The sequence below is a fragment of the Bordetella muralis genome (genome assembly GCF_054781015.1).
This window is the reverse complement of the sequence record NZ_BAAGVF010000003.1, coordinates 634,685-659,315: the sequence shown is the minus strand read 5'-3', so window position 1 is coordinate 659,315 and position 24,631 is coordinate 634,685. Positions and strand designations below refer to the sequence as shown.

The following is a 24,631-nucleotide window of genomic DNA, read 5'->3' as shown; positions in this document are numbered from 1 at the left end:
AAAACTTCGATTCAAGCCGCAACAAAGGCCGCGAGGATCGCATCATCGGCCGGCAAGCAGATTTTTACCATTGCGTCCGTGACCTTGCCAGCGAGGCCTTGCTGCAGCCGCCGCGCCAGTGTGGGATGGGTCACGATAAAGTCGGAGGCTTGCCACCAATCGGCGAGACCGGCCTCATGGATATGGGCCTCTACGGCGGTGAGTCCTTCGCCACTCGTCAGCAGCCAGGTCGTTTTTTCCCTCATTTGCGCCCATTTTCGCAGTTGCTCGACGGCGGATGGCAGCCACTGAGCCGGCTGGCGTTCATAGGCAGCATGCCGCCGTACCTGCGCCCCCGCGGCCTCTAGTTGGTCGGCCAGCCAATCCCGTCCCTGAGTGCCGCGTACCAATAGCACCCTGTTGGGCAGGCTGTCTTGCGCGCGCAATACCTGCCATAGGGCTTCAGAATCATGGGTAGATGCTGCGGGCGGCGGACAGAATACTGTTGTATTGGCGCAAAAACCTGGTGTTTCGCGCAAGGCACGCGCGCTCGCCGGTCCCACCGTCGCGGCAGAGACGGCAGCGGGCCAGTCGGTCTGCCCCGCCAGATCCCGCAGTTGGTTCAAATACGTCCGCGCCGCATGACCGCTGACAAAGATGACTAAATCAAAGTCTTGCGGCAAAGGCAGATCTGCTGAGGCAACCGCTAAGGGGCGCAGTTCCAGCGCAGGCAGATCCAGCGTCTGCCAACCGGCTGCGCCGAGCGCCTGCGCCAACGCGTCGTTACGGCCGGCAGGGCGAGTCAGAATGGCGATATGCGACATAGACACCCCTCCTGTATGTATCCCGGAAAAGGCCGCCTCCACTCGCCATACCTGACTGCCAAGCTCAGCCGTGAATCCGGACGTACCTCACAACATACTGGCATGAGCCAGCCTCAGTCGGCAGACGTGTCTTGCAAGGCAGCCAGGATGGCGGCCGCGCCCTTGGAGAGCAAGGCTTGCGCCGCGGCTTCGCCGATCTGCTCGGCCTGCGCCACTGGCCCGGTATGTTGGGACTGAATCAATTGTTTGCCATCAGGAGAGGCCACCAATGCCCGAAGCACGACGTTGTCGCCATCGAGCACGGCATATGCCGCCAGCGGGACTTGGCACGAGCCGCCCAGAGTCCGGGACACGGCACGCTCGGCCAACACGCAAGCTGTGGTCTGGTCACAGACGAGCGGCGCCAGCCAGGCGCGCAGATCATCACGATCGTCACGGATTTCAATGCCTAGCGCGCCCTGCCCGGCTGCAGGCAGGCTATCGGCCGGATCCAGCAGGCTGCGAATGCGGTGACCTAGATCCAGGCGTTGCAAACCCGCCGCGGCCAGCACGATCGCGGCGTAATCGCCCTGATCGAGTTTGCCCAGGCGGGTATCCAGATTGCCGCGCAGCGGTTTGACCTGCAGATGAGGATAGCGCCGCCGGATCTGCGACTCCCGCCGCAGGCTGGAGGTGCCAACGACGGCCCCGGCCGGCAGATCGGCCAAGGTCGCATAGTCATTGGAAACGAAAGCGTCCCGAGGGTCGGCTCGTTCGAGCACAGCGCACAGTTCGAATGGCGCCTGCAAGTCAACCGGGACGTCCTTGAGTGAATGAGCCGCCAAATCGGCCCGCCCATCTAGCAAAGCCGTTTCGAGTTCTTTGACAAAGAGCCCTTTGCCGCCGACCTTGGACAGAGTGCGATCCAGTATCTGGTCGCCCCGCGTGGTCAACGTGAGCAGTTCGACGGAACAGTCGGGATAGAGAGTACGCAACCGATCGCGCACATGCTCGGCTTGCCACAGGGCAAGCCGGCTGGCGCGGGTCGCGATAACGAGGCGTTGCGGTGCAGACACGGGCAGACTTAATTGCCCAGGCTGGAAAAGATCACCGTGGCGATCACCCCGATGATGGCCAATATTGCCAGGCCTTGCAGCAGGCTCAGGCCGGATTCGGGGTTGTCGCTTTTACGCAGACTCATGAGTAGATTCCTTGGAGGCAGTTTTACGACTAGCAAGCCACCGCCCCAAGACTACAACAATCAATGCGCCGATGACTTCTGCAGCGATTTTAACCGCAGTAGGCTGAGGGCCGAATTGATTTTCGACAACAACGTCGGTAATCACCATGCCGCCGGCAATCCAGCCCAGCAGTGCTGCGCCGAGCGTCACGACCAGCGGATAGCGATCGATCAGCTTGAGCACCAGGGTGCTGCCCCAGATGATGATGGGTACGCTGACGATCAGGCCGAACACGACCAGACCGATCTGGTGGCCTTCGTGGGCGTTTTGCGCCGCGCCGGCGATGGCGATGACGTTATCGAGGCTCATGACAAAGTCGGCCACGATGATGGTTTTGACGGCAGCGGCAATAGAGGTGCTGCCTGTAATGTTGTCGTGTCCGTCGTCCTCGGGGATGAGGAGTTTGACGCCGATCCACACCAGCAGCAGACCGCCCACGACCTTGAGGAAGGGGATAGCGAGCAGCGTCAGGGCGAATGCGATGAGTACGACGCGCAGGATGATTGCACCGGCCGTACCCCACAAAATGCCCTGCATGCGTTGCTTGGGCGCCAGATTGCGGCAAGCCAGCGCAATCACGACGGCATTATCGCCACCCAACAGAATGTCGATAAGAATGATTTGGAATACTGCAGCCCAGCTTATTGTTTGTAGAAACTCTAACACTTGCTATCCCCCTCGGAATGACAATTTGGACGGAGCGAACTGACCGCGATCAGGTCAACACCGTCCCCACGTCGGCACCTTTCCCGCCGCATCTCTCGCCTGCTACTCAGCAGGGAGCTTTTGCCTATGACGGTTTGGCGGAAAAAAAGCCCCCACACCGCGTTTTTGGCTTACTCCCCCCAGAGGAGCGTTTTTTTGCCTTAAGGCGGTCGGCGGCAAAAAACTGCCGCGTCAAAACGCGGCAGTTTTTGTGCCAAAGCCGGTATTGTAGTTCAGCTTTGTGTCAGCGCCTGACGTCGGGAAAGTAAAATTTTTCCAATGGCCAAAACCACAATAGCGCCGATCGCACCGGTTATCAACGCCAATTGATGCTCTGTCACGCCCAAGGCGTTGTCAATGCTGATGACCGAATCATGCAAGGCGGGATCGCCTACCAGCAGTTCGCCCGCGATAAAACCCAGCAATGCCGCACCGACCCACACGATCAGAGGGAAACGCTCGATCACCTTCAACAACAAGGTGCTACCAAAAATGACCAGCGGGATACTGATTGCCAACCCGACTACCAGCAGGGTGGTATCACCCATCGCGGCGGCGGCCACCGCAACGACGTTGTCCAGGCTCATCACCAAGTCCGCGATCATGATGGTGCGGATCGCAGAGAGCAAGGTGCCATGCTGCTTGCCATCACCATCCTCGTCGCCCTCGGGCAACAGGAGTGTCACGCCGATATAGACCAACAGCAGTGCGCCAATGAGCTTGAGCCACGGCAGCAACAGGAGCTTGGCGGCAACCAGCGTCAACACGATACGCATGATGATCGCGGCCGCTGAGCCAATCGTGATCGCCTTTTTCTGCTGCTCTGCGGGCAGCGAGCGCGCGGCGAGCGCAATCACCACGGCGTTGTCGCCGGATAACAGGATATTGACCCAGATAATCTGTAATAGGGCAATCCAAAATGCTGCTGATGTAAGTTCCATTCCTCTCTTTCCTAGCGATCCCCTAGGTGTGAGTTGATGCTTTTCTTGGTTGCGTACGGGTGGCGGCCATCTTGGTAGTTGCGAGCTGATGAGTGGCCGTTGCCGGATGCCGGACGCTCTTGGCGCCTGACGATTTTTATGGGAGTGTACGCGTAATACCGGCTCGTTATTATATTTTGCAAAAAGGGCGAGACAACACAATCGACGCCCGAACGGTAAAAAGCCCGCCAATCGAGGCGGGCTTTTTACATGCTGGAAGCCTCAGGCTGTTACAGCACGGACTTCAGCAGTTTGCCCATCTCGGACGGGTTGCGCGTGGTACGGATACCGCATGCTTCCATGACTTCGAGTTTGGCATCTGCCGTGTCGGCACCGCCCGAGATCAACGCACCGGCGTGGCCCATGCGTTTTCCCGGAGGCGCCGTGACGCCGGCGATGAAGCCGACCACGGGTTTCTTCATGTTGTCTTTCGCCCATTGTGCGGCGTTGACTTCGTCCGGACCACCGATTTCACCGATCATGATGACGGCGTCGGTATCGGGATCGTCGTTGAACAGCTTGAGCACATCGACGTGCTTCAGACCGTTGATGGGGTCACCACCGATACCGACAGCGCTGGATTGGCCCAGGCCCAATTCGGTGACTTGACCGACGGCTTCGTACGTCAGCGTGCCGGAGCGGCTGACGATACCGATGCGGCCCTTGCGGTGAATGTGACCGGGCATGATGCCGATCTTGATTTCATCGGGGGTGATCAGGCCGGGGCAGTTCGGGCCCAACAGCAGGGTCTTGCTGTTCATGGCCTTCATGCGGTTTTTGACTTCCAGCATGTCACGGACCGGGATGCCTTCGGTGATGCAGATGACCAGATCCAGCTCCGCCTCGACGGCTTCCCAGATGGCGGCGGCGGCGCCGGCGGGCGGCACGTAGATGACCGAAACGGTGGCGCCGGTTTCGCTCTTGGCGTCTTTCACGCTACCGAAAATGGGCACGCCTTCGAAGTCCTCGCCGGCACGCTTGGGGTTGACGCCGGCCACGAAGGCGGCTTTGCCATTGGCGTATTCACGGCACATACGGGTGTGGAACTGGCCCGTCTTGCCCGTGATGCCCTGGGTGATGACTTTGGTGTCCTTGTTGATCAGAATCGACATTTGTGAATCCTTGGCAATTTATTTGACGGCGGCTACGACGCGGGTGGCCGCTTCGGCCATGGTGTCGGCGCTGATGATGGGCAGCCCCGAGTCGGCCAGCATTTTCTTGCCCAGTTCTTCGTTGGTGCCCTTCATGCGGACGACCAGCGGTACGTTGAGGTTGACGGCCTTGCAAGCAGCGATCACGCCTTCGGCGATGACGTCGCAGCGCATGATACCGCCGAAGATGTTGACCAGAATGGCCTGCACGCCCTTGTTCTTGAGCATGATTTTGAAGGCTTCGGTGACCTTTTCAGCGGTCGCGCCGCCGCCGACGTCCAGGAAGTTGGCCGGCTCGCCGCCGAACAGCTTGATGGTGTCCATGGTCGCCATGGCCAGACCAGCGCCATTGACCAGGCAGCCGATGTTGCCGCCGAGTTGGATGTAGGCCAGGTCGAACTTGCTGGCTTCGACTTCGGCGGGGTCTTCTTCGTCCAGGTCGCGGTAGGCGACGATTTCCGGGTGACGGAACAAGGCGTTCGGGTCGAAGTTGAACTTGGCGTCCAGGGCGATGATGTTGCCCTTGCTGTCGCAGTTCAGAGGGTTGATCTCGACCAAGGAGGCGTCGGTGTCCATGTAGCACTTGTAGAGCTTTTGGAACACGTCGGCAGCTTGGTCAGCCGAACCGCCGGTCAGGCCGATGGATTCGGCGACGCTCTTGGCTTGGTCAGCCAACAGGCCGGTTTGCGGATCGATGTATTCGGTGATGATTTTTTCGGGCGTCGAGTGAGCGACTTCCTCGATGTCCATGCCGCCTTCGCTGGAAGCGATGATGGCGACTTTCTGCGTGGCACGGTCAGTGACCAGCGACACGTAGTATTCCTTTTGAATGTCGGCGCCGTCTTCAATGTACAGTCGATTGACCTTTTGGCCTTCCGGGCCGGTCTGGTGCGTGACCAGTTGCATGCCCAGGATCTCGCCAGCCAGCTTGCGCACGTCGTCGATCGAACGGGCGAGCTTCACGCCACCGCCCTTGCCACGGCCGCCAGCATGGATCTGTGCCTTGACGACCCATACCGGTCCGCCCAGCTTTTCAGCGGCAGCCACAGCCTCGTCGACGGAAAATGCGGGGATCCCGCGCGGCACAGGCACGCCAAATTGCTTTAGCAGTTCCTTGCCTTGATACTCGTGGATTTTCATGTGTTACCTGTCAGGACGAATGAGAAAAAGAGGGGGAATCGGAATCTGCGCCCGCCGACGCCTCAGCGCTATCCCCGGTGTACCACTTGGGATAATGCTCAAGCACCACCGGGCCGTCAGTGCGCAAGGCATGACAGCCATCCAGCTGAAATGGGCGTATGTCCGGATTGCTGTTCTGGCGCCGCCGGTTGGCCATGGATTGGACTGCCGCGGTGGGCAGCACCTGCGAAAGCTCGGTCATGTGCGTACAGCCTGCCGTACGACCGAAGCGTTCCTTGACCTGGCGCCGAAACCCTTTGAGCAGGTTCATGCCCACCAAACCCGCATAGGCGGTGTCGATGTTCATGCACTGCCGTTCGTAGGGTGCCGCGTCGTAAGCCGCCTGAGCTGCCACAATGGTAAAAGCCTCATCGATGGTGATGCGCAGATGCATGTGGTGAATATGGCGGCCTGCTTCGAAGACTTCCCCGTTGTGCTTGGGGAAATCGTAGGACTTGAAGTCAATAAGCTCAGCTTCGATGTCCCACAAACCATCGTCGCGCCCGTAGGACTGCACGCGTATGGAACGCGTGTGCAAAGGATGGCGAGAAACTGTCGACGGTGGCAAGGGCATTAAGGGGCCTGCACTTCAAAGTCTTTGACGCAAAGCAGCAAATCCAGGGAAGTATAACGCAGGGCTCGAGGAAACGCCGCTTCCCCCTGCCCCTGCCCACTACTCTCCCAGGGAAGGCCGGGCGACTGGCCTCCTGGGGTTTAAAACGGGACGGATCAGGCTGCGCGCAGCGCGCGGGCTGCGTCAACCATCCCTACCAGCGCGGCCTCGGTCTCAGGCCATGCACGGGTCTTCAGACCGCAGTCGGGGTTGACCCAAAGGCGCTCGCTCGGCAAGCGAGCCGCCGCCTTGCGCATCAGGCCGACCATCCAATCCACGTCCGGCACGTTGGGCGAGTGAATATCGTACACACCCGGGCCGATATCGTTGGGATAACGGAAATCCTCAAAGGCTTTCAGCAGCTCCATGTTCGAGCGCGAGGTTTCAATGGTGATGACGTCCGCGTCCATCGCGGCGATGGATTCGATGATGTCATTGAACTCGGCATAGCACATGTGAGTATGAATCTGCGTATCCGCTGCCACGCCGGCGGTCGACAACCGGAAGCAATCCACCGCCCAATCCAGATAGGCCTGCCAATCGCCGCGACGCAGGGGCAGCCCCTCGCGAATGGCCGGCTCGTCAATCTGGATGACTCGCACGCCAGCCATCTCGAGATCGACGACCTCGTCGCGCAGCGCCAATGCCAATTGGCGGCAGGTCTGCTCACGCGGTTGGTCATCGCGCACGAATGACCATTGCAGAATCGTCACTGGCCCAGTCAACATGCCTTTGACGGGCTTATCGGTCAGCGATTGCGCGTACGAGGACCAACCGACAGTCATCGGGGCGGGGCGAGCGACGTCGCCGAAAATGATCGGCGGTTTGACGCAGCGCGAACCATAGCTCTGCACCCAGCCGTTACGCGTAAAGGCAAAACCGGCCAGCAGTTCGCCAAAGTACTCGACCATGTCGTTGCGCTCAGGCTCGCCATGCACCAGCACGTCCAGGCCGATTTTTTCCTGGAATCGGATGACCGCCTCGATTTCCTTGCGGATCGCGGCCTCGTAGGCGGCATCGCTCAGCGCGCCGGATTTCCAGTCGCGACGCAGCGCGCGAATCTCGGCGGTCTGCGGGAACGAACCGATGGTGGTCGTCGGGAACGACGGCAGTTTCAGCAATTGCTGTTGCTGTGCAATACGATCTGCAAACGGAGCGCGGTCACGCGTGACCTTGGCAGCGTCTGCCATGCGGCGAATCACAGCGGGGTTGTGAATGCGGGGCGATTCGCTGCGTGCCTTGAGCGCGGCACGCTGAGTTGCCAAAGCCGCACTGACATCGGACGCCTGGGCGTTATCCAGCGCCCGGCCGAGCACGCTCAGCTCATCGAGTTTTTGCGCAGCAAAGGACAGCCAGCTCTTCAGTTCGGCATCCAGATCCGTTTCACTCGCCAAGTCCACCGGCACGTGCAGCAAAGAGCACGACGGGGCCAGCCACAGGCGGTCGGCCAATTGTTCGCGAACGGGTGTCAAAGCGCTCAGCGCAGCATCCAGATCCGTGCGCCAAATATTGCGGCCATCGATCACGCCGGCAGACAGCACCTGGTCCGGACGCAAGGCAGCGGCGATGCGCGGCAACTGGTCAGGCGCGCGCACGAGATCGATGTGCAAGCCGGCTACCGGCAAGGCCAAAGCGGTTTCCTGGTTGTCCTGGAGGCCGCCAAAATAGGTGGCCAGCAAGAGCTTGACCGGCGCCTGCGCCAGGCGCTCGTACGCCTTGAGGTACGCATCACGCCAGGCTTGCGGCAGATCCAGCACCAGAATCGGCTCGTCGATTTGTACCCATTGCACGCCCTGCTGAGCCAAGCGCGCCAATACCTCGGCATAGACCGGCAACAGTGCATCCAGCAATTGCAGCTTGGCGGTGTCCCCCGCCCCATCGGCAAACGCATCGCCCTTGCCCAGCCACAGCCAGGTCAACGGGCCCGGAATGACAGGCTTGACCTGATAGCCCAAGGCTTGCGCTTCTTTGACCTGCTCAAAAAGGTATTCGCGCGCGATGCGGAACGTCTGGCCCGGCACCAGTTCCGGCACGATGTAGTGATAGTTGGTATCGAACCACTTGGTCATTTCGCAGGCAGCAGTCGGCGTGCCCGACGGCGCACGCCCGCGTCCCATGCGAAACAGTGTATCCACCGTGACAGGCTGACCATCGGCTTGGCCAAAACGCGCCGGCACTGCCCCCAGCAACGTGGTCCATTCCAGGACATGGTCATACCAGGCGAAATCGCCTACCGGTACGAATTGAACGCCCGTGGACGCCTGACGCTGCCAATGCGCGGCACGCAGTTCGCGACCAGTTTGCTCCAGATCCGCTGCGCTTTGCTTGCCAGCCCAATAGGCCTCGACCGCGCGCTTGAGTTCGCGCTGGGCGCCAATACGGGGAAAGCCCAAATTATGAACTATAGTCATATAGATATCCGATTCAACAAATTTTATTCAACTCGCATGCTATTCTGCCTCCAACTTAATTTGCGTCAAAATCAATCTCAACATACATTTATTGAAAATTTCTCATACTAATAAAATGAGTGTGATTCATGCATGGCCTACACAGGTTTCATGTCGCTCATATTTGTTATTTACCCGCTCTGTATACGACTGATCCATGCTCGAAATCCGTCATCTAGAAACCCTCTCGGCAATCCGCGACGGAGGTAGCCTGCAAGAGGCAGCTGATCGTCTGCACCTGACGCAGTCGGCGCTATCTCATCAATTGCGCGACCTCGAAACCCGCCTGGGCACCCCGCTGCTCAATCGCCGTACCCGCCCTGCCCGCCTCACTACGGCCGGACTGCGGGTGCTGGCGCTGGCCGATGACGTCTTGCCGCAGATCCGGGCCACCGAGCGGGAGCTACAACGGCTGGCGGCGGGCCGCACCGGACGGCTGCATCTGGCGATCGATTGCCACTCATGTTTTCAATGGCTTATGCCGAGCATGGACGCTTTTCGCGGCCAGTGGCCGGATGTCGCGTTGGACCTGTCGGCCGCGTTTTCGTTTGCCCCATTGCCCGCACTGGTACGGGGCGATCTGGATCTGGTGATTACATCGGATCCGCAGCAACTCGACGCGGTGGAATACCTGCCCTTATTCAAATACGAGTTGGTACTGGCTGTCTCCGAATCGCATCCTTTGGCAGCCAGCAAACACATCGTGCCCGAGCAACTGGCGGATCAGATCCTGATCACCTATCCCGTGGACAGACAGCGGCTGGACGTCTTTACGACCTTTCTGGATCCCGCAGACGTAGAGCCGGCCGCGGTACGCAAGGCAGAGCTGACACCCATCATTGTGCAACTCGTCGCCAGCAATCGCGGCGTGACTGCACTGCCCAATTGGGCGCTGACAGAATATTTGCATCAAGGCTGGCTGCGGCTGTGCCACCTGGGACCGCAGGGTGTGTGGCGTACGTTGTACGCCGCCGTGCGAACCGAGGATATCGATGCGCCTTACATTAATGATTTCCTGGCTATTGCACGAGAGACGTGCTTTAAAACCCTGGACGGTATACGGTCAGCGAAAAATTGAACCGCTTTTGATTAATCATCGTCCCGCTCGTCACCCAACAGGCGACGGATCACATCATGAGCAAAGCCTCGGCCCGCGAGGAAGCGGGCCTGTTTGGCATACTCGTTACGATCGCTGGGCTTTGTGGAAAAACGCTTGCGCCACACCTCAAGCGCACGCTGATACTCGGTTGCGCGCAGATCGTCGCGCAACTGTGCGACTTGATCCTCGGCAACGCCGTGCTGACGCAGTTCTTGCACAATGCGTGCAGTACCCTGCCGACCGGCACGACGATGCACCAGGCTATGCGCAAATCGCTCGGTAGATAGCCAGCCTTCCTTTTCCAGCGCATCGAGCACTGGCTCAATGTCGGAAGCATCCTCTGCATAAGGCTGGAGCTTGCGCGCCAATTCATTGCGCGCGTATTCGCGGCGCGACAGATAACCCACCGCGCGAGCCTTCAGGCTAGGCCCACGCGGTTTAGGTTTGCCCAAGGTCTCGAAATCATCATCCCGGGGCTCGTGTTTGCCTCGCGTCTCGAAATCATCGTCCCGAGCCGTGCGTCTGCCTCGGGTTTCGAACTCGTCTTCTGGTGCAGACAGTGTCCGGCGATTTTCGCCATCCCTCCCTGTACCAGAGGTCTTCATCGTCTCGAATCCCCCGTCGTCAGGTTCGCGTGAAGACGAGCCGCGACGTGGCCACGAAGCTCCCCGCTGACGAATCATTCTGCGTCGGTAGTCTCGGCCTCGCTAGCCGGGAACGTCGCTGCACGGCTGACGATGCCTTGGTTTTCACGCACCTTGTTTTCGATCTCGATGGCGAGCTCGGGATGCTCTTTCAGGTATTCACGGACATTGTCCTTGCCCTGACCGATGCGGGTGCCGTTGTAGCTGTACCATGCGCCCGATTTGTCGACCACGCCTGCTTGCACGCCCAGATCGATGATTTCACCCTCGCGTGAGATGCCGGCGCCATACATGATGTCGAACTCGGCCTGCTTGAACGGAGGCGACACCTTGTTTTTGACGACCTTGACGCGCGTTTCGTTACCGACGACTTCTTCGGCCTTTTTGATGGAGCCGATGCGGCGGATGTCCAGACGCACAGAGGAATAGAACTTGAGGGCATTACCACCGGTAGTCGTTTCCGGGTTGCCGAACATGACGCCGATCTTCATCCGGATCTGGTTGATGAAGATGACCATGCAATTGGTGCGCTTGATGGTAGCCGTCAGTTTGCGCAGCGCCTGGCTCATCAGGCGAGCCTGCAGACCGGGCAGCGAATCGCCCATTTCGCCTTCGATTTCGGCCTTGGGCACCAACGCGGCGACCGAGTCGATCACGATCAGATCCACCGAACCCGAGCGCACCAGGGCGTCGGTGATTTCCAGGGCCTGCTCGCCGGTATCGGGCTGCGAAATCAGCAGATCGGTGAGATTGACGCCCAGCTTGGAGGCGTACTGCACGTCGAGCGCGTGTTCCGCGTCGATGAACGCGCAGGTGCCGCCGATTTTTTGCATTTCTGCGATGACCTGCAGCGTGAGCGTGGTCTTGCCCGACGATTCAGGGCCGTAGATCTCGATCACACGCCCACGCGGCAAGCCACCCACGCCCAATGCGATATCAAGCCCCAGCGAGCCCGTCGACACGACCTGGATGTCGTGTTCGACTTCGTTATCGCCGTAACGCATGATCGAGCCTTTGCCAAACTGCTTTTCGATTTGCGAAAGCGCGGCTGCCAGCGCCTTGGCCTTTTCCGAGGCGGCTGCTTTGCTGGTTTTGTCGTCCATGTGGTTTCCCGTGGATAAATGATGTTGACGCTGTGAGGTTTAACGCGCGGCAAAGCGCTGCACGTCGAAGCGGCGATTATTGCATTCGATTGTACTGTATATAAATCCAGTGTGCCAAATTTTTCCAGGGATTCCCTGGATGGGCAAATTAGCTGAGGCTGTGCCAGAATGCCTGCACGCGATATCGTCCTGATGTCGTGCGCCCTTAACGGCTCTTGCCCCGCTTTCACTGCATGCGCATCCTTATCGCCGAAGACGACAGCATCCTGGCCGATGGCCTGTCCCGCTCATTGCGCCACAATGGTTACGCCGTTGACGCCGTCAGCGACGGCGCCGCCGCCGATTCCGCCCTCGCCGCCCAGCCGTTTGACCTGCTCATTTTAGACCTGGGACTCCCCCAGCTCACCGGGCTGGAAGTCCTGCGCAGGTTGCGTGCGCGCAACTCTGCGATGCCGGTTCTGATCCTGACGGCGGCAGACAGCGTCGAGCAACGCGTCAAAGGCCTGGATCTGGGTGCCGACGATTACATGGCTAAACCCTTTGCTCTATCCGAGCTGGAAGCCCGCGTGCGTGCCCTGACACGGCGCGGCGCGGGCGGCGGAGCCACCTTGTTGCGCCATGGCCGCCTGGTGTTTGACCAGACCGGACGTGTCGCGCTGGTCGATGACCAGACCCTGGATTTGTCCGCCCGCGAGGTCAGCCTGCTGGAAATCCTGCTGACTCGCAGTGGCCGCATGGTCAGCAAGACCCAGCTCGTCGACCACCTGTGCGAATGGGGCGAAGAGGTCAGCACCAACGCCATCGAGGTCTATGTGCATCGATTGCGTAAAAAGCTCGAGCCTAGCGGAGTCAAGATCATCACGGTACGCGGCCTGGGTTATTGCCTTGAACGGGACCAAGGTGCCGCCAGCCACCTCACCCACTGAGCCGGCCGCGCGCGAGTCGCTGAACCAAGAAGCCCTGGACGCCATGCGTGGCGGGGCGAAAGGCCCCAGCTTCGCGCCCCCTCAGCGATCGTTGCTGGGAGAAATCCTCGACTGGATGCTGGCGCCGTTGTTCCTGCTGTGGCCAATGAGCGTGGCCATCACCTACGTGGTGGCGCAGAATATCGCCAACGTCCCTTACGATCGGGTGCTGGCGCAAAACCTGCACATTCTGTCACGCCATGTGCATGCGCAAGGCGGACGCGCTGTCCTGGACATCAACGACTCCGTCCGCGACGTGCTGCATCCCGGCGAAACCGACAGCGTGTTCTGGCTGGCCCAAGGCAGTCACGGCGAGGTACTGGGCGGAGACAAAGGCCTGCCCTTGCCTCCCGATCTCGGCCCACCGCAACCCGGTATCGTGCTGTATGCAGAGGACACGTTGCGCGGGTTCGGCGTACGACTGGCCTATACCTGGGTCGATTTACACATCCCGCAAACTCAGCCCGTGCTGCTCGTGGTTGCCGAAACCATGGAAAAGCGGACCGAACTGACCAATGACATCATCAAAGGCGTCATCATTCCGCAATTCATCGTGCTGCCCATCGCGGTGCTGCTGGTGTGGTTCGGACTGTCACGGGGTGTCGCCCCCCTGAACGCCCTGCAACAACGCCTGCGCGCCCGCCGTCCGGACGATCTATCGCCCATCGACGAAGGCGCCGCCCCGTCGGAAATTGCGCCGCTGGTTAGCGCCATGAATGAATTGCTGGATCGCTTGTCCTCCAACGTGCAGGCGCAACGACGCTTTGTCGCAGATGCCGCGCATCAATTGAAAACGCCCTTGGCGGGGTTGCGCACGCAGGCCGAATTGGCGCTGCGAGACGCCAGTCCCGACGAAATGCAAGCGAGTCTGCGCCAACTGATTATGGGCTCGGAACGCGCCACGCGTCTCGTGAATCAGCTGTTATTGCTGGCGCGTGCCGAGAATCCGCATTCGGTCGAGTTGGCGCCTACCGACCTGAACGCCATTGCACATGAGCAGACGTTGCAGTGGGTGCATCAAGCGCTCTCCCTGAACACCGATCTAGGATTTGAAGGCACGGACATGCCGCTCATGATTGCGGGCAACGATATCCTGCTGGCCGAGCTGCTCAACAATCTGGTGGACAACGCGCTGCGCTATACCCCATCGGGGGGACATATCACCGTACGTGTCCGCAACTCTGCCTCTCATGCCATCCTGGAAGTCGAAGACTCCGGCCCCGGCATCCCTCTCGAAGAACGCGAACGCGTCTTCGACCGGTTTTATCGTGTACTGGGGACCCGGGCCGAGGGCAGCGGCCTGGGATTGGCCATCGTGCGCGAAATATCTCAGAAACATCATGCGCAAGTGGAAATCCTCGAAGGCACCGCACACTCGGACCTGCCCGGCGCATGCATCCGTGTGTTGTTTCCCTTACACGGGCGGCCCGAAAATATTCAATTCCCTAGCTAGGGATATCCCTGACGGATCGCTCCGAACCCGGTCAAAATCCCGGGAAAAACGCCAAAAAAATACATTTGGTTTCAAAATTAAGATTCAAGTAAGCATCCCGTCAGAACCCCGTCAGTCTCGTTTTCTACCTTTCTACTAGCCCTAATGCCGGAACATACCGGAAACGAGCCGGCACGGTGGATCACCACCGGTCCAAAACGAGGAGACATCATGAGCACAGCATCGATGGCCAGCCCAGGCCCATCCGCGGGCCCGCGCCCGATGACCAAAGACGAACGGCGCGTGATCTTCGCGTCGTCGCTAGGCACGGTATTCGAGTGGTATGACTTTTATCTCTATGGCTCGCTTGCGGCCATCATTGCGGGGCACTTCTTCTCTGGTGTAAATCCCACGGCCGCGTTCATTTTCGCGCTGTTGGCTTTCGCGGCAGGCTTTGCGGTACGCCCCTTTGGCGCCCTGGTCTTTGGCCGCCTGGGCGACCTGGTCGGCCGTAAATACACCTTTCTGGTCACCATTGTCATCATGGGCCTGTCCACGTTCCTCGTGGGCGTGCTCCCCAGCTATGCCAGCATCGGCATCACCGCCCCCGCGATTCTGATCGTGCTGCGGCTGCTGCAAGGCTTGGCGTTGGGCGGCGAATATGGCGGCGCAGCCACCTACGTGGCCGAACACGCCCCTCAAGGCCGTCGCGGCGCCTACACCGCCTGGATCCAGACCACGGCCACGCTGGGCTTGTTCCTGTCCCTGCTGGTCATCATGGGCGTACGCGGCCTGATGGACGAAGAATCCTTCAAAGCCTGGGGCTGGCGCATTCCGTTCCTGATCTCGGTAGTGCTGCTGGGCATCTCGGTGTGGATCCGGATGCAGCTCAATGAATCGCCGACCTTCAAACGCATGAAAGAAGAAGGCCGCGGCTCCAAAGCTCCCCTGACCGAGTCTTTCGGCCAATGGAAAAACCTGAAAGTCGTGATCATCGCGCTGCTGGGCCTGACCGCCGGCCAAGCCGTGGTGTGGTACACCGGCCAGTTCTACGCCTTGTTCTTCTTGACCAAGACGCTGCAAGTCGACGCCAACACGGCCAACATCCTGATCGCCCTGGCCCTGTTGATCGGCACGCCGTTCTTCCTGATCTTTGGCTCGCTGTCTGATCGCATCGGCCGCAAACCGATCATCATGGCGGGCTGCTTGATCGCCGCGGTGGCCTATTTCCCGATCTTTCAGGGGCTGACCCACTTCGCCAACCCCGCGCTCGAAAAAGCCCAGGCATCGGCACCGGTCACTGTGATTGCGGACCCGGCCACGTGCTCGTTCCAGTTCAATCCGGTGGGCACCTCGTCATTCACGAGCTCATGCGATGTGGTCAAGTCATTCCTGGCGGGCAACTCAGTGAACTACGCCAACCAGGCAGCCCCTGCCGGTACCGTGGCCAAGGTCAAAATCGGCAATGACGAGTTTCCTTCCTTCGAAGGCAAGGACATGTCTGCGGATGAGTTCAAGGCCAAGTCTGCCGAGCTGAAAACCGCCCTGACCAACGCGATCCGCAGCCACGGCTACCCGGCCAAGGCGGATCCGGCACAAATGAACAAGGTCATGGTGGTGGTCCTGCTGACCATTCTGGTGATCTTCGTGACCATGGTATACGGCCCGATCGCCGCCATGCTGGTCGAAATGTTCCCCACCCGCATCCGCTACACCTCGATGAGCTTGCCGTATCACATCGGTAACGGCTGGTTCGGCGGCTTCTTGCCCCCGGTCGCTTTTGCGATCGTGGCTGCGACGGGCAACATCTACGACGGCTTGTGGTATCCGATCATCATCGCCGTCATGACGCTGGTCATCGGCACCTTGTTTGTCCGCGAAACCAAAGACGTGGACATCAACGACTGACACCGCTTTCCCCCGCCAGGCAGGACTGCTGCGCCTGTCTGGCTCTTCCAAGCTCCTTCGGGAGCTTTTTTTTTGATCAGCTCCAATGGCTCAAAGCGCTGCAGTCGGAGACGGCAAGCCGCAGCAGCAGCCGCGGTTTTTTTATCTAGCGGAGATTCAGGACGATGTCAGACCGCCGAGATTAGACTGGAACCTCAGAACACGGCCTTGCCCTACATTGCTGGACGTTTGATCCCCAGTCTGGCAATTGCAGGGCCAGTTCTCTGACACCGATGCTACGCCCCCCGCGAGCCTTTAACGGCGTAGCATTGTGTGACCCTGCCAGGCCCGGCTTTTTTAAGCCGGGCCTTTTTTTTGTCTTGGGGCGGGCCGCCCCAAGACATCAACGGCGGCGGCCGAAGCCGATCACCAGCACACCCGCCACAATCGCAGCAATACCAGCCCAGGTCGGAATCGATACCGATTTTTCCGTTTCCGCCGTCGCCTTGACCGAACCGATTTGCAACACGGTTTCTTCGCTGGTGTAGTCGAAACCCTTGTACACCAATGCCGCCGCACCCACTGCGATCAGCACCGCACCCACAAGCGTCGCCAGTTTCATCGTTATCATCCTTTATTCATCAATGACGATGCGGCGGACGATACCAGAAGGTCCGGCTTCTGTCAGTGACAGAACGCGTCGCACTACGCTGCCCGTGAAAACGCTGCCGATCCATTGTGCGACGCAGCGTCCGCCCGCTAATACAAAGTAGCCCCTTTGCGCCGCGTAAACTGGGCTAACGAACGCAACGCCAGCGCATGCATCGCTGCTACCGAAGGCAAGAGCGTCTCGTCCTGACGCGTCAACACGCCGACTATACGCTCGACAACCGGCTCAACCAAAGGCACAAACGCCAAGCCCGTACTCGCTGGCGGTCGAGCCAGTACGGGCAATGCGGTCACCCCGAGCCCTCCCGCCACACTGGCCAACAAAGAAGCTCGATTCGAAATATCCATCGCCGGATCATCCACCCCGGCGCCGAGTTTGCGGCCCTTTAGCGTGGCAAACGTCGCATTCGCAATCAATCGCTCGCCAGCCAACGCAGACCACGGAATACTGCGGCGCCGCGCCAAGGGATGCGTCTTGCGGCAAACCAGGCCAAAACTATCGCGCGCGACGGGGGTGAACGCCAACTCATCCGTACGCGGCAATTGGCCTGCCACACCCACTTGGACATCCCCCGACTGCACCAGACGATGCACATTGGGAGACGACTCATCCACCGCACGGATTCGCACGTCGGGATGACGCTGCGCATAACGCGCTACCAATCGCGGCAGCCACTCATCTGCCAATGAAGGCATCACCGCCAATGACACCGGCCCCTGGTACCCCATCGCATAGAGCCGCGCCCCGTCCTGCACACGGTCATGCGTAGCCAGCAACTCTCGAAATGACGGCAGCAACGTCTGCCCCAACGGCGTCAAGCGCGCACGTTTGCCAGGCTCGAACAGCGGCGCGCCAATCTGTTGTTCCAGGTCCTGCATCGCTGCCGAAACCGCCGCTTGTGAACGAAAAGTGCCCTGGGCCGCATCCCGGAAACTACCGAGATCGGCCGCCAGTACGAACTGACGCAAATGTTGAATTTTTAATGGAGCAGACATGATGTGCCATCTGTCTAATTTCGGATTTTCCGAAATTAACATGAATTATTTTAGATTGCTAAAACTGGACTGCAGCGCCAACAATGCACGCATCGTTCAACCGGGAGCCAGCATGTCCGTGCAAGTTCGCAAAGTCGTTAGCTACGTAGAAAAGACCCTGATCGAAGGGGGCAAAGCCGCCGAAAAGCCGCTGGTGATGATCGTGGCCGCCGCCGTGATCCGTAACCCGTGGGCCGACAAGCCGTTCCAGGAAAATCTGCGTCCGGAAATCCTCGCCGCCGCACCGCCACTGGGCGAGTTACTGGTCGGCGAGATCCTGCGTCACGCAGGGTCGGCCGATGCGATCGAGGCCTACGGTAAAGCAGCCGTCGTCGGCACTTCGGGCGAAGTCGAACATGCGTCCGCCTTGATTCATACCTTGCGCTTTGGCAACGCCTATCGCAACGCGGTAGAAGGCTCCAGCTACCTGAGTTTCACCAACACGCGAGGCGGTCCGGGTTGCGTCATTTCGATCCCGATGATGCATAAGCAAGACGAAGGCTTACGTTCTCACTATCTGACCGTACAGACCTGCATCTATGACGCGCCGGCCCCCGATGAAATCGTGATCGCCTTGGGCGCGGCCACCGCCGGCCGTCCGCATCACCGCATCGGCAATCGCTATTCCGATTTGAAAGAACTGGAACAAGAGGCGCAAGCAGAATGAACGCTGCGCAGCGTCGATCAGGCGAGGGCGAGCCCTTAGTTCTATTGCATGGCGTGGGCCTCGATCATCACTTGTGGAATGATCTCGCCCCGTGCCTGGAACCGGATTTTGAGGTCTTGCGTTACGACCTCCTCGGTCACGGACAGGCCGCTCCACTACGAGCTGCCGTCGCACCAGAGGATTTCGCCATACAACTGGACCAGGTACTGGACCACGTCGGCTGGAATGAGGTTCATTTGTTGGGCTATTCCATGGGAGGCCTGATCGCAGGCCATTACGCCGCGACCAGGCCGGCACGCGTCAAGCGGCTCGCACTGCTGAGCACCGTCTATCAACGCACCGAGGCCGAAGCCACCGCCGTGCGCGCACGGCTCGATGCGTCGGCGACGCAGGACGCTGAGGCCTCGACAGAAGTCTCTCTGGCGCGCTGGTTCACCCCTGCCTACCGGCAGAGCCACGAAGCTCGCGTCCAGGAAATCGGACGGCGCCTGCTCTCCAACGATCGCACAAGCTTTCTGCATGCGTATCGGATGTTCGCCACAGGTGATCGTCTGATCGATACACACGCGATCCGTTGCCCGGTACTGGTCATGACAGGCAGCGATGACGTGGGCTCCACGCCGCGCATGAGCGCAGCCCTGGCAGCCGATTTGCCGCAATCGCAATTGCAGATCGTGGCAGGACAGCGCCATATGTTGCCCGTGGAAGCCCCCGGCACCGTGGCTCAAGCGTTGTGCGGCTTTTTCTCGCCAGCCTCTGCATAAAGCACGATTCCCGCCCAAGGGAGGAGACAAACCATGAATCGCAGAACCCTACTCAAATATGCCGCCGCCCTAGGGGCTGCAGGACTCGTTCAACCAGCGTGGACGCGTGAGGCACCGTTGCGCGTCGTCGTGCCCTTTCCGCCAGGCGGCGGCACCGACGTACTGGGGCGCGTAATTGCCGCCTCGCTAGAGCCTGCGATGAACCGCCCCGTCATCGTCGAAAACAAGCCAGGAGCCAGCGGCATGCTAGGCGCCGATTACACTGCCAACGGCGCCAAAGACGGCAGTATCTTGCTATTTGCAGGCCTGGTCCCCTCGGTACGCTACTACGCCAGACCGCCTGAAGAGGTGCTCCAACAATTGGCGCCGGTATGTCCGATCGCGCGCTCGCCGTACATGGTCGCAGTGAGCGCCGACGTGCCGGCCAAGACCTTGAAAGAACTGGTCGAACAAGCCAAGGCTCGCCCTCAGGATCTGACCTTTGGCACGCCTGGCAACGCCACGCCCCAACATATCGCCACCGAACTCATGCAGGCCGCCTGCGGCATCGACATGCTGCACGTGCCCTACCGAGGCACTGGCCCCATGATGACGGACTTGCTGGGCGGTCAAATCCAAGTGGTCGTGGCCACCGTCGCTGCCGTCGAGCCCTACTTGAAAAGCGGCCGGCTACGCGTCCTGGCCGTCACCAACTCAGAACGCTTAGCCAAATATCCGGACATCCCCACTGTTGCGGAAAGCGGCTACCAGGGATTTTCCGCACAAATCCAGTTCGGCACCTATTGTGCCGCGGGGACGCCCACGGAAATCGTCGCCGCGCTGAATCAGGGCGTAAACCGCGCACTGCAAACGGAGGACGTCCGGCGCAAGCTGGGCGAACAAGGATTCACCCCGACAGGGGGTACACCCGAGATGTTGCAAACGGCCTTGTTGTCCGAAATTCGCGAGGTCGCAGCCCTCGTGAAATCCGGCAAAGTCAAAGTCGATCTCTAACCATAAACGCAGCCCCACTGGCCGGGCGTTACACGGCCAGCGCCTGCAGGAACCCAGCATCGAGAGCCGGCCCGATGTCGCCTTGAGATACACAAGAAAAGCACAGACCTGCCGGCGAGTCGGGCAAGGGTCGTATAGAATCAACCCTTTTGCCCGACGCCATGTGGTTCAAGAATCTCAAGATCTACCGACTATCCGCACCGTGGACGCTGACCGGCGAACAGCTTGAAGAAAGCTTGGCGCGGCATGCTTATCAATCCGGCAACAATCTCGAAATGCAAAGCGTGGGCTGGATTTCGCCCCGCGAAAATGCTGCGCTGTCACACACCGTCAATCAGCAGATTTTGCTCAGCCTGCGTGCCGAGAAAAAATTGCTGCCAACCACGGTCGTCAACCAGGTCGCTCGCGCCCGCGCTCAGGAAATCGAAGAGCAACAAGGCTACAAGCCCGGCCGCAAGCAAATGAAGGAAATCAAAGAGCGCGTCACCGACGAGCTCTTGCCCAAGGCCTTCAGCGTCTATCGCGACACGCGTGTCTGGATCGACCCGGTCAACCACTGGCTGGTAATCGATGCCGCCGCCTCGGCCAAGGCCGATGAAGTCATCGGCCTGCTGGTCAAGACCATCGACCCGCTGCCGCTGGAAAATCTGTACGTCGCCCAATCGCCCGCCGCCGCCATGACCGGCTGGCTGGCCGCTGACGAGGCCCCTAGCAATTTCAGCATCGATCAGGACACCGAATTGCGCGCCTCGGGCGAAAGCCGTGCCGCCATTCGCTATGTCAAACATTCCATCGACGTCGACGACGTGCGCCGCCACATTCAGTCAGGCAAACAATGCACCCGCTTGGCGTTGACCTGGGCCGATCGCGTGTCCTTTGTGCTGACCGAAGCCCTCGACGTAAAGCGTATTGCGCCATTGGACGTCCTCAAGGAAGGCAACGACACCGTCATGCAAAATGACGATGAAAAATTCGATTCCGACATGGCATTGATGACGGGCGAACTGGCCAAATTGCTGGCCGACCTGACCGAGGCCCTCGGCGGCGAAAAGCGTATCTAAAAAACGCCCCAAAGGCTGGGGGTTGAACCCAGCCCTTTGGGGCATTGCATTGCTTTTACCGCCGGGCCGCCTGCAAGGACAATCAATCCAGCCCGTGAAAAATCGAATCGTCCGGGCCGATATGCGACGGATGTTTCCACGTCACGTCGCGCATCGAATGCTGCACCAGACCTTCCACCCCCAGCAGCACTGCGAAAATCGCCATCCGGATCGGAATGCCGTTATCCGTTTGACGGAAAATCGCCAGACGCGGATCGTCATTCAGATCCGTGCTCAGATCGTTAGCGCCTGGCCGGCTGTCGCGCGGCAGCGGGTGCATGACAATCGTGTCGGGTCCGCAATGCGCGTCGATCGTCGCGCGGCTGATCTGAAACTCTGGCGTGTAGCCTTCGCTTTCCTCGTGGGCGAAACGCTCCTTCTGCACGCGCGTCGCATAAATTACATCCGCGCCCGTCAAGCCCTCTGCCAGGCTGCTTTTCTGCTCGATCACATTGTCGTTGCGGCTGGCCTGTTCGATGATGTAGTCCGGCATTTCCAGGCCAGGAGGAGAAATCAAGGTGAACTTGATGCCCTTGTACAAGGCCAATAGCTTGATCAACGAATGCACCGTGCGCCCGTATTTCAAATCGCCGACCATGGCAATATGAGCGCCATCGAGCAGCTTACCCAGACGCGAAAACTCGGTGAGAATCGTATACAGGTCCAACAGCGCCTGGCTGGGATGCTCACCGGGACCGTCGCCCCCATTGACGACGGGGATATTCGTAGCCTGCGCAAATTCGGCGACAGAGCCTTTATCGGGATGACGAATCACCATGGCGTCGACGTAGCCGCTCATGACGCGGCTAGTGTCGTAAATCGACTCGCCCTTGGCCATCGAGGAAAAAGTAAACCCGGTGGTATCGCACACCGAACCGCCCAGGCGGCAGAATGCGGAACCGAAACTCACGCGCGTACGCGTACTGGCCTCGAAAAACAGATTACCCAGCACCGCCCCTTCCAGAACTCGAGATACTTTTTGCCGGCGAGCAACAGGCTGCATCAAATCCGCCACGCGAAACAGGTCCTCGACCGATTCGCGCGTAAATTGATCTACCGACAGTAATTGGTGTTTGCCGTTCACGGAGATCCGCTCGCGCAGCGGGCCCACCTGTGCGCTCTGCGTATATTTCTCGAGCAAGGCACTGTTTTGCACGATTTCGCTGACAAAACGCTCGACCACCTCGGGCATCGCACGAAACTCTTGCGATCCTTCTGGCAGGAGCCACGTGTCGAGCGCACGCCTTTTCACACCGATACGGGTGGCGAAAACATCACGAGTCAGATTGAGGCGACGCATCGCGTCGCGTAGAAAGGCTTGCTGGGAAATGGACATGGCGGCCCCTGGGTTGCTAATGTACGCAATGCGTATATTAAACCCAGGATTTCGTACGTCGCAAGCGATTTTCTAGCGTGCTTCGAGGAGCGTTATTTGTTGTCCAACGGCCGGCATACCGGGGTTGCGCTCTGGATCGAAGCCCTGGCTGCCTGGATCTCGGCTTGATCCCACTGCCCCTCTCCCAGGACCATGACAGTGACGTTCGACGCATTCGGGCTGTCTGATTGGGATTGGGCTCGAATGATTTCCAGGATTTTGGCAGGCTCGGTTTGCTTGAAAATCTGAATCTCGTTGGGGGCGCCCTTTTCCCCCAGGCTCTGATGCGATTGGTACACAACGCCATAAGGATGGGCGCGCTCTTCATGGCACACACGTACATACTCGCCCGCGCGTCGATGCGCCGCCTGGACATCTGCCTGTACCGAAAAAGTTTCTGTCGCTCCCGGAGGATCGCCGGACAATAAACCTTTACTGGCGCAGCCGCTCAAGACAACGGCCATGGTCAACCCTGCCAGACCCAAAGTGCGCATAGTCATTCCCACTAGATAGTACTAATGGTGGCATTATGCATCACACTGGCCGCACGTCACGCGGCGTGCCGCCCACGAAACATGTGAGCGGCGGCGGCCCACCTCAATCAGCGGCGCGTTGAATGCTTTCACCACCCTTCTCGATGTCCTTGCCTGCTCCTGCAACCGTATTGCACCCCGCCGAGATGGCTGACACAGCAAGCAAGACGACGAGCAAAATGCGATTCTTCATGAGTTCTCCTATGACGACTTATCATCGAGGCCAGACCCACTGACCCTGGCGCCGGACTTCAGATCCCCGGCCCGGTAATCATGCACGTTTTTTTAACAAATCGCCAAACAAATCAGCGCGCCAACGGCGCACACTGTGTCATACACGCCAAAGCTTTCATAAGGTAGGATGACGGTATGCGACATTCTTCTTCTACGCCCGGCAATTCGGACCAAGGCTGGGGTTGGCAACAGCCCGCCCAGGGCTCAGCTGCGTTGGCATTATTCATCGATGATCTGCATCGTGTATTGCAGGCCCATACCGCCCGGCGGCTGGCCGGCGCGTCCCCTTTGAGCGTCGCACAGGACCAGGTCGATGCCCTGCTCGCCCGCTACGTCGAGATGCGCAAAGCGCCGGAAATTTTCGAAGGGCAATCGGTCACCTTGAAAGAAGGCACCGACCGGGATGGCGTATCGCACACAGTGCCGATCTTTTCGCCGCATCTGAAACAGGCTTTGGTGGCCATGCTGGGCCAGCCGGGTAAACAGGCCCAATAGTTAGTCACTGCTGCGGCAGGCGCCGCGCACTGATTCAATAAGGCAACAGGGCTGCCCACATGCGGCGAGCCCTGCCCATCATCGAGTGCCTATTGTTTGGCCGCGGCCTGCATCGGCCCAGACCACGGTTCCGTTTCCAGCGCCAGGCGTGTCTCTTGAAAGCCCCCTAACCCGGTCTTTAGCAGACCCGTATTCAGCGCCTGGCCGATAGCACGCCGGCATAGCGTTTCAAAATCGTCAGATAGCGACTGGAATGCCCCATCGGGAATACGCAGCCGCAAGCTGGCATCCACCGAATCCGCGGCCGAGGCAGCGTCACCTATATGCACATGCGCTGGATAACCATGTGGGCACCATACGCCCACATAGTACTGTCCCTGTGCGCCTATATCCGCGATATAGCCTGGATGATCATACTTGGCTGTACCCATGTGACACGTCTCCTGAGAAGAGAAAGCTGATGATCCGCCTGGGCATGGTATCCCATGCCCGGCGCGGCTGCTACAGTGGGATTTACCCCAAGACAAACATGGCT

Annotated in this window: 25 protein-coding genes; 9 read left to right on the top strand and 16 right to left on the bottom strand. The window is 59.5% G+C overall.

The window, feature by feature from the left end; genetic code table 11:
- Positions 1 to 11: 11 nt before the first annotated feature.
- From ACYVIT_RS08065 to metE, 8 genes are all read right to left on the bottom strand, one after another.
- The gene (locus ACYVIT_RS08065; RefSeq protein WP_415806540.1) at positions 12 to 803 is read right to left on the bottom strand and encodes a uroporphyrinogen-III synthase; all 792 of its coding nucleotides are present in this window, start codon (positions 801 to 803) and stop codon (positions 12 to 14) included.
- 113 nt (positions 804 to 916) lie between these two features.
- On the bottom strand, positions 917 to 1,858 hold the full coding sequence (gene hemC / locus ACYVIT_RS08060) for a hydroxymethylbilane synthase (protein WP_415806539.1): 942 nt from the start codon (positions 1,856 to 1,858) through the stop codon (positions 917 to 919).
- A gap of 111 nt (positions 1,859 to 1,969) precedes the next feature.
- A complete protein-coding gene (locus tag ACYVIT_RS08055) occupies positions 1,970 to 2,689 on the bottom strand; it encodes a TerC family protein (protein ID WP_415806538.1) in 720 nt (239 codons plus the stop codon).
- A 272-nt stretch (positions 2,690 to 2,961) separates the two neighbouring features.
- Entirely contained in the window at positions 2,962 to 3,669 is a 708-nt protein-coding gene (locus ACYVIT_RS08050) for a TerC family protein (RefSeq protein ID WP_415806537.1), read from the bottom strand.
- A gap of 269 nt (positions 3,670 to 3,938) precedes the next feature.
- Positions 3,939 to 4,820: a succinate--CoA ligase subunit alpha gene (gene sucD, locus ACYVIT_RS08045; protein ID WP_415806536.1), complete on the bottom strand. Its 882-nt coding sequence runs from the start codon at positions 4,818 to 4,820 to the stop codon at positions 3,939 to 3,941.
- Between the two features lie 18 nt (positions 4,821 to 4,838).
- Entirely contained in the window at positions 4,839 to 5,999 is a 1,161-nt protein-coding gene (gene sucC / locus ACYVIT_RS08040) for an ADP-forming succinate--CoA ligase subunit beta (RefSeq protein ID WP_415806534.1), read from the bottom strand.
- A gap of 10 nt (positions 6,000 to 6,009) precedes the next feature.
- Positions 6,010 to 6,612, bottom strand: coding sequence for a DUF2889 domain-containing protein (locus ACYVIT_RS08035; protein ID WP_415806533.1), 603 nt, complete (start codon positions 6,610 to 6,612; stop codon positions 6,010 to 6,012).
- A gap of 155 nt (positions 6,613 to 6,767) precedes the next feature.
- A complete protein-coding gene (metE, locus tag ACYVIT_RS08030) occupies positions 6,768 to 9,062 on the bottom strand; it encodes a 5-methyltetrahydropteroyltriglutamate--homocysteine S-methyltransferase (RefSeq protein ID WP_415806532.1) in 2,295 nt (764 codons plus the stop codon).
- A 196-nt stretch (positions 9,063 to 9,258) separates the two neighbouring features.
- On the opposite strand from metE, the gene ACYVIT_RS08025 reads away from it, so the two are divergent.
- Positions 9,259 to 10,179: a LysR family transcriptional regulator gene (locus tag ACYVIT_RS08025; protein ID WP_415806531.1), complete on the top strand. Its 921-nt coding sequence runs from the start codon at positions 9,259 to 9,261 to the stop codon at positions 10,177 to 10,179.
- Between the two features lie 11 nt (positions 10,180 to 10,190).
- Here ACYVIT_RS08025 and recX read toward each other — a convergent pair whose 3' ends face one another.
- Entirely contained in the window at positions 10,191 to 10,805 is a 615-nt protein-coding gene (gene recX, locus ACYVIT_RS08020) for a recombination regulator RecX (RefSeq protein WP_415806530.1), read from the bottom strand.
- Between the two features lie 74 nt (positions 10,806 to 10,879).
- Complete coding sequence (gene recA / locus ACYVIT_RS08015; protein ID WP_415806529.1) at positions 10,880 to 11,947, bottom strand: recombinase RecA; 1,068 nt, start codon at positions 11,945 to 11,947, stop codon at positions 10,880 to 10,882.
- Between the two features lie 233 nt (positions 11,948 to 12,180).
- On the opposite strand from recA, the gene ACYVIT_RS08010 reads away from it, so the two are divergent.
- From ACYVIT_RS08010 to ACYVIT_RS08000, 3 genes are all read left to right on the top strand, one after another.
- Complete coding sequence (locus ACYVIT_RS08010) at positions 12,181 to 12,873, top strand: response regulator transcription factor (RefSeq protein ID WP_094820762.1); 693 nt, start codon at positions 12,181 to 12,183, stop codon at positions 12,871 to 12,873.
- A 115-nt stretch (positions 12,874 to 12,988) separates the two neighbouring features.
- Positions 12,989 to 14,365: a sensor histidine kinase gene (locus ACYVIT_RS08005; RefSeq protein ID WP_415806671.1), complete on the top strand. Its 1,377-nt coding sequence runs from the start codon at positions 12,989 to 12,991 to the stop codon at positions 14,363 to 14,365.
- A gap of 210 nt (positions 14,366 to 14,575) precedes the next feature.
- Positions 14,576 to 16,252: an MFS transporter gene (locus tag ACYVIT_RS08000; protein WP_460478178.1), complete on the top strand. Its 1,677-nt coding sequence runs from the start codon at positions 14,576 to 14,578 to the stop codon at positions 16,250 to 16,252.
- A gap of 382 nt (positions 16,253 to 16,634) precedes the next feature.
- On the opposite strand, the gene ACYVIT_RS07995 is transcribed toward ACYVIT_RS08000, so the two are convergent.
- Both ACYVIT_RS07995 and ACYVIT_RS07990 read right to left on the bottom strand, forming a co-directional pair.
- Positions 16,635 to 16,853 (bottom strand): hypothetical protein, encoded by a 219-nt coding sequence (locus ACYVIT_RS07995; RefSeq protein ID WP_415806527.1) that lies wholly within the window; start codon positions 16,851 to 16,853, stop codon positions 16,635 to 16,637.
- A 137-nt stretch (positions 16,854 to 16,990) separates the two neighbouring features.
- Positions 16,991 to 17,896, bottom strand: a complete 906-nt coding sequence (locus tag ACYVIT_RS07990; RefSeq protein WP_415806526.1) for a LysR family transcriptional regulator — start codon at positions 17,894 to 17,896, stop codon at positions 16,991 to 16,993.
- Positions 17,897 to 18,008: 112 nt separating this feature from the next.
- On the opposite strand from ACYVIT_RS07990, the gene ACYVIT_RS07985 reads away from it, so the two are divergent.
- From ACYVIT_RS07985 to ACYVIT_RS07970, 4 genes are all read left to right on the top strand, one after another.
- Positions 18,009 to 18,602 carry an amino acid synthesis family protein gene (locus tag ACYVIT_RS07985; protein WP_415806670.1) on the top strand — a complete coding sequence of 198 codons (594 nt, stop codon included), beginning with the start codon at positions 18,009 to 18,011 and terminating at the stop codon, positions 18,600 to 18,602.
- Positions 18,599 to 19,366 carry an alpha/beta fold hydrolase gene (locus ACYVIT_RS07980; RefSeq protein ID WP_460478177.1) on the top strand — a complete coding sequence of 256 codons (768 nt, stop codon included), beginning with the start codon at positions 18,599 to 18,601 and terminating at the stop codon, positions 19,364 to 19,366. Before ACYVIT_RS07985 ends, ACYVIT_RS07980 begins: the two co-directional genes overlap by 4 nt.
- A gap of 33 nt (positions 19,367 to 19,399) precedes the next feature.
- Positions 19,400 to 20,359, top strand: coding sequence for a Bug family tripartite tricarboxylate transporter substrate binding protein (locus ACYVIT_RS07975; protein ID WP_415806525.1), 960 nt, complete (start codon positions 19,400 to 19,402; stop codon positions 20,357 to 20,359).
- A gap of 161 nt (positions 20,360 to 20,520) precedes the next feature.
- Positions 20,521 to 21,420 (top strand): recombination-associated protein RdgC, encoded by a 900-nt coding sequence (locus ACYVIT_RS07970; protein WP_415806524.1) that lies wholly within the window; start codon positions 20,521 to 20,523, stop codon positions 21,418 to 21,420.
- 82 nt (positions 21,421 to 21,502) lie between these two features.
- On the opposite strand, the gene ACYVIT_RS07965 is transcribed toward ACYVIT_RS07970, so the two are convergent.
- The 3 genes from ACYVIT_RS07965 to ACYVIT_RS07955 form a co-directional block, all read right to left on the bottom strand.
- On the bottom strand, positions 21,503 to 22,795 hold the full coding sequence (locus ACYVIT_RS07965; protein WP_415806523.1) for an aspartate carbamoyltransferase: 1,293 nt from the start codon (positions 22,793 to 22,795) through the stop codon (positions 21,503 to 21,505).
- A 92-nt stretch (positions 22,796 to 22,887) separates the two neighbouring features.
- Complete coding sequence (locus tag ACYVIT_RS07960) at positions 22,888 to 23,328, bottom strand: BPTD_2524 family lipoprotein (RefSeq protein WP_415806522.1); 441 nt, start codon at positions 23,326 to 23,328, stop codon at positions 22,888 to 22,890.
- A gap of 103 nt (positions 23,329 to 23,431) precedes the next feature.
- Positions 23,432 to 23,560 (bottom strand): entericidin A/B family lipoprotein, encoded by a 129-nt coding sequence (locus ACYVIT_RS07955; protein ID WP_415806521.1) that lies wholly within the window; start codon positions 23,558 to 23,560, stop codon positions 23,432 to 23,434.
- 176 nt (positions 23,561 to 23,736) lie between these two features.
- On the opposite strand from ACYVIT_RS07955, the gene ACYVIT_RS07950 reads away from it, so the two are divergent.
- A complete protein-coding gene (locus tag ACYVIT_RS07950; protein ID WP_415806520.1) occupies positions 23,737 to 24,096 on the top strand; it encodes a hypothetical protein in 360 nt (119 codons plus the stop codon).
- An 89-nt stretch (positions 24,097 to 24,185) separates the two neighbouring features.
- On the opposite strand, the gene ACYVIT_RS07945 is transcribed toward ACYVIT_RS07950, so the two are convergent.
- On the bottom strand, positions 24,186 to 24,527 hold the full coding sequence (locus ACYVIT_RS07945) for a hypothetical protein (RefSeq protein ID WP_415806519.1): 342 nt from the start codon (positions 24,525 to 24,527) through the stop codon (positions 24,186 to 24,188).
- Positions 24,528 to 24,631 lie beyond the last annotated feature (104 nt).

Coding starts and splice junctions, on each gene's coding strand:
- recX (WP_415806530.1), bottom strand. CDS start 10,805: ATGAAGACCTCTGGTACAGGGAGGGATGGCGAAAATCGCCGGACACTG.
- ACYVIT_RS08005 (WP_415806671.1), top strand. CDS start 12,989: ATGCTGGCGCCGTTGTTCCTGCTGTGGCCAATGAGCGTGGCCATCACC.
- ACYVIT_RS07965 (WP_415806523.1), bottom strand. CDS start 22,795: ATGTCCATTTCCCAGCAAGCCTTTCTACGCGACGCGATGCGTCGCCTC.
- ACYVIT_RS08000 (WP_460478178.1), top strand. CDS start 14,576: ATGAGCACAGCATCGATGGCCAGCCCAGGCCCATCCGCGGGCCCGCGC.
- sucD (WP_415806536.1), bottom strand. CDS start 4,820: ATGTCGATTCTGATCAACAAGGACACCAAAGTCATCACCCAGGGCATC.
- ACYVIT_RS07955 (WP_415806521.1), bottom strand. CDS start 23,560: ATGAAGAATCGCATTTTGCTCGTCGTCTTGCTTGCTGTGTCAGCCATC.
- ACYVIT_RS07985 (WP_415806670.1), top strand. CDS start 18,009: ATGTCCGTGCAAGTTCGCAAAGTCGTTAGCTACGTAGAAAAGACCCTG.
- ACYVIT_RS08050 (WP_415806537.1), bottom strand. CDS start 3,669: ATGGAACTTACATCAGCAGCATTTTGGATTGCCCTATTACAGATTATC.
- recA (WP_415806529.1), bottom strand. CDS start 11,947: ATGGACGACAAAACCAGCAAAGCAGCCGCCTCGGAAAAGGCCAAGGCG.
- ACYVIT_RS07975 (WP_415806525.1), top strand. CDS start 19,400: ATGAATCGCAGAACCCTACTCAAATATGCCGCCGCCCTAGGGGCTGCA.
- ACYVIT_RS07950 (WP_415806520.1), top strand. CDS start 23,737: ATGCGACATTCTTCTTCTACGCCCGGCAATTCGGACCAAGGCTGGGGT.
- ACYVIT_RS08035 (WP_415806533.1), bottom strand. CDS start 6,612: ATGCCCTTGCCACCGTCGACAGTTTCTCGCCATCCTTTGCACACGCGT.
- ACYVIT_RS07970 (WP_415806524.1), top strand. CDS start 20,521: ATGTGGTTCAAGAATCTCAAGATCTACCGACTATCCGCACCGTGGACG.
- ACYVIT_RS08065 (WP_415806540.1), bottom strand. CDS start 803: ATGTCGCATATCGCCATTCTGACTCGCCCTGCCGGCCGTAACGACGCG.
- ACYVIT_RS08010 (WP_094820762.1), top strand. CDS start 12,181: ATGCGCATCCTTATCGCCGAAGACGACAGCATCCTGGCCGATGGCCTG.
- ACYVIT_RS07990 (WP_415806526.1), bottom strand. CDS start 17,896: ATGTCTGCTCCATTAAAAATTCAACATTTGCGTCAGTTCGTACTGGCG.
- ACYVIT_RS07980 (WP_460478177.1), top strand. CDS start 18,599: ATGAACGCTGCGCAGCGTCGATCAGGCGAGGGCGAGCCCTTAGTTCTA.
- ACYVIT_RS07945 (WP_415806519.1), bottom strand. CDS start 24,527: ATGGGTACAGCCAAGTATGATCATCCAGGCTATATCGCGGATATAGGC.
- metE (WP_415806532.1), bottom strand. CDS start 9,062: ATGACTATAGTTCATAATTTGGGCTTTCCCCGTATTGGCGCCCAGCGC.
- ACYVIT_RS07960 (WP_415806522.1), bottom strand. CDS start 23,328: ATGCGCACTTTGGGTCTGGCAGGGTTGACCATGGCCGTTGTCTTGAGC.
- sucC (WP_415806534.1), bottom strand. CDS start 5,999: ATGAAAATCCACGAGTATCAAGGCAAGGAACTGCTAAAGCAATTTGGC.
- ACYVIT_RS07995 (WP_415806527.1), bottom strand. CDS start 16,853: ATGAAACTGGCGACGCTTGTGGGTGCGGTGCTGATCGCAGTGGGTGCG.
- ACYVIT_RS08025 (WP_415806531.1), top strand. CDS start 9,259: ATGCTCGAAATCCGTCATCTAGAAACCCTCTCGGCAATCCGCGACGGA.